Source organism: Desulfovibrio aminophilus DSM 12254 (assembly GCF_000422565.1).
Taxonomy (GTDB): domain Bacteria; phylum Desulfobacterota; class Desulfovibrionia; order Desulfovibrionales; family Desulfovibrionaceae; genus Aminidesulfovibrio; species Aminidesulfovibrio aminophilus.
This window is the reverse complement of sequence record NZ_AUMA01000026.1, coordinates 1-3489: the sequence shown is the minus strand read 5'-3', so window position 1 is coordinate 3489 and position 3489 is coordinate 1. Positions and strand designations below refer to the sequence as shown.

2 protein-coding genes are annotated in these 3489 nt (G+C 65.7%); both read right to left on the bottom strand.

Features of this window, described 5'->3' with window-relative positions; genetic code table 11:
• Positions 1-165: 165 nt before the first annotated feature.
• Positions 166-3201 (bottom strand): proline dehydrogenase family protein, encoded by a 3036-nt coding sequence (locus tag H587_RS0112465; RefSeq protein ID WP_027176542.1) that lies wholly within the window; start codon positions 3199-3201, stop codon positions 166-168.
• Positions 3202-3205: 4 nt separating this feature from the next.
• Positions 3206-3424: an Lrp/AsnC ligand binding domain-containing protein gene (locus H587_RS18555; protein WP_084630724.1), complete on the bottom strand. Its 219-nt coding sequence runs from the start codon at positions 3422-3424 to the stop codon at positions 3206-3208.
• Positions 3425-3489 lie beyond the last annotated feature (65 nt).

Genomic DNA, 3489 nt, shown 5'->3' with positions numbered 1-3489 from the left:
CTTTTAAAAAGGTCCCTCCCCGAACCCCACCCCCAAAACTTTTCATCAAACCGAAGGTCCCGGAACGGCAATGCCGTTCCGGGACCTTCGGTTATGAGAAAGTTTGGGAAGGGGGCCCGGGGGAGAACCCTTTTCAAAAGGTGTCCCCCGGACGCCTTTGCATTCCTAGATGACCCAGTCGTCGTCGGCCTCGATGGGGGCGAAGCCGCGGCGCATGGTGTTTTCGGTGACCACGCGGGGGTCCATGAACTGGAGCAGGTAGTCGGGGCCGCCGGACTTGGAGCCCACGCCGGACATCATGAAGCCGCCGAAGGACTGGCGTTCGACCATGGCGCCGGTGGAGCCCCGGTTGAGGTAGAGGTTGCCCACGCGGAACTCCTTGCGGGCGCGGTCCAGATGGGCGGGGCTGCGGGTGTAGACCGCTCCGGTGAGGGCAAAGCGGGTGGAGTTGGCCATGGCCAGGGCCTCGTCGAAGTCCTTGGCGCGCATGACGGCCAGCACGGGCCCGAAGACCTCTTCCTGGGCGATGCGGTGCTCGGGCCGGACGCCTTCCACGATGGTCAGGGGGGCGTAGCAGTCTCCGGCGGGAGCGTCGGTGCGCTTGACGAGCACCTTGCCCTCGGACTCGGCGATGGCGATGTACTTCATGACGTTTTCGCGGGCCGCGCGGTCCACCACCGGACCCATGGAGTTGGCCGGGTCTTCGGACGGGCCGATCTTCAGGGAGTTGGCGGCGTCCTTGAGGCGGTTCACGAAGCGCTCGTAGATGGCGTCCAGGACGATGACCCGGGAGCAGGCCGAGCACTTCTGGCCCTGGAAGCCGAAGGCCGAGTAGATGACGCCGGACACGGCCTCGTCCAGGTCCGCGTCGTCGTCGATGATGATGGCGTTCTTGCCGCCCATCTCGGCGATGACCTTCTTGCACTGGGCCTGCCCGGACTGGACCTTGGCGGCCTTCTCCTGGATGCGCAGCCCCACTTCCATGGAGCCGGTGAAGGCGATGACGGCCACGTCGGGGTGCTCCACAATATAGTCGCCGATGACCGAGCCCCGGCCCGGGGTGTAGTTGAACACGCCGTCGGGCAGTCCGGCCTCCCTGAAGAGCTCCACGAGGTTCCAGCCGATGGCCGAGGACAGGCCCGAGGGCTTGTAGACCACGGGGCAGCCGGAGACGATGGCCGCCGCGACCATGCCGATGCTGATGGCCAACGGGAAGTTCCAGGGGGCGATGACGGCGGCCACGCCCTTGCCCTGGTAGAAGTAGTGGTTCAACTCGCCGGGGGCGCGGCCCATGCGCCGGGGCTCACCCAGGCGGATGGCCTCGCGGGCGTAGTATTCGAGGAAGTCGATGGCCTCCCCGACGTCGGCCCAGGCCTGATCCCACTGCTTGCCGACCTCCAGGACCTGGAGCGCGGAGAGCTCGAAGGCGCGACGGCGGGCCGCGGCGGCGGCGTCCAGGAGCACCTGGGCGCGCTTTTTCGGCTCCACATCGCGCCACGTGAGATAGGCGGCCTTGGCGGCGGCCAGGGCCTGGTCGATCTCGGGCTTGCCCGCCTGGCAGACCGTGGCCACGACCTCCGAGGGCTTGGCCGGGTTGTAGGAATCCAGGGTGTCGGAGGTGGTCACCTCCTTGCCGCCGATGAACAGGGGATAGGTACGGCCGAAGCCCTTGCGCACCTCGGCCAGGGCGGTGACGAAGCCCTGGCGCATGGACGGCAGGGTGAAGTCCGCGCTCTCGAAGTTGGCGAACGGGGGGATTTCGCCCTTGAGCCCCTGTATGCCCGGGCGCGGGGGCCGAGACTTCAGGGCCAAGGCGGCGCGCTCGCGGTCGGCGGTGGCTTCCGGGTTCTCCATGAGCCGCTCCACGTCGGCGGCCTCGGCGAAGCTCTGGCGCAGGAAGGACTCGTTGGCCGTGTTCTCCAGCAGGCGGCGCACGAGATAGGCCATGCCGGGGATGAGGTCGCCGTAGGGGCAATAGAGGCGAACGCGGCGGGCCACGTTGCGCAGGCCCTTGCGCACGGGCTCGGCCATTCCGTAGAGCACCTGGAACTCGTAGCGCTCCTCGGGCACGTTCAGGGCCTTGGCCATTTCCATGACGGCGGAGATGGTGCGGATGTTGTGCGAGGCGCAGGCGTAGTGGCAGATGTCGTGGTTTTCTAGGATGAAGCGGGCGACGCGCTCATAGGCCGCGTCGGTGTCGGCCTTGACGGTGTAAACCGGCACTTCCCAGCCGTTCTGCATGGCCACCACGGTTTCGTAGTCCCAGTAGGCGCCCTTGACCAAGCGTATGGAGATGGGCAGCTTTTCGACCCGGGCCCAGGAGATGAGGTCGGCCACGTCCTTGTCGGTGCTCTTCAGGTAGCACTGGAAGACGATGCCCAGGTTCGGGTAGTCGCGATGCTCGGGGGCCGAACGCAGGCGCTTGTACAGCTCGATGGTCATCTCCTTGTACTTGAGCTGCTCCATGTCGATGCACAGGAACCCACCCATCTCCTTGACCAGGCGGTAGATCGGCTCCACGCGCCGGGCGATGGCCTCAACCGATCCGGGTATGTCGGCGGGCTTGGACTGGGAGTAGAAGCAGGTGGGTTTGATGGCCACGTTGACCCTGGGCGCGTGGCCCCAGTCCAGGTCGCCCGAGGCGTCCAGGGCGTCCCACTTGCGCTGCTCCTCCTTGATGGCCCGAAGCACCTCCATGTAGCCCGCCTGGTAGGCGTCGGCTTCCGCCTCGTTCATGGTGGCCTCCCCCAGGAGGTCGATGACGAAGGCGAAGCCGTCCTTGCGGAGCTTCTTGATGCCTTTCACGGCCTCGGAGGCCTTTTCGCCGATGATGAACTGGCGGGCCATGCCCTCGATGTTCGAACGGATGGTCTTGTGCAGGACCTTGGCCACCAGCCCACCGGCGAAACCGGTCTTGGACGCGCCCCACTTGAGCACGTCCGGGATCTCGCCCGCGTTCTCGCCGGTGAAGTACTCCTCGATGTGCCGGGAGAGCGAGTCCGAGGTGGTGAGATAGGGCAGCACGTCCACGAAGCGGAACATCTGGACCTTGAAGGCCTCGTTCTTCATGGCCCAGTCCATGACCTTGCCGGTCCACCAGCCCTTGTTGAAGATGGACGGAGCCTCGCCCGCGATGCTCGTGAAGAATTCCTTGCCCCGGCTCACGATGCGGGGCTCCAGAACCTGCCTGTCGAGAGTCATGCCGTTACTCCTTGCTTGCCTCGCCGCCTTGCAGCGGCAGTTGCCGGGATTCCTTGAGCGTGGCCAGAACGATGGTGGTGCGGGTGTCGCGCACCCCGGGGATGGCCCCGAACTGCTGGAGGATGTGCTGCAGGGCCTCGGTGTCCTCGGCCCGGACCTTGACCAGGTACGAGTCCTGGCCCGCGGTGTAGTGGACAGAAGTGGGTTCGGAAAACTGGACCATGAGCTAAGGTGGACGTAAGAAGCCTGAAGGAGGCTTTTGATGTCCAAGCCGCGAAGAAAGTTTAC

Bases quoted from the DNA above. Each gene is read 5' to 3' on its own strand.
- H587_RS0112465 (WP_027176542.1), bottom strand. From the start codon at position 3,201: ATGACTCTCGACAGGCAGGTTCTGGAGCCCCGCATCGTGAGCCGGGGC.
- H587_RS18555 (WP_084630724.1), bottom strand. From the start codon at position 3,424: ATGGTCCAGTTTTCCGAACCCACTTCTGTCCACTACACCGCGGGCCAG.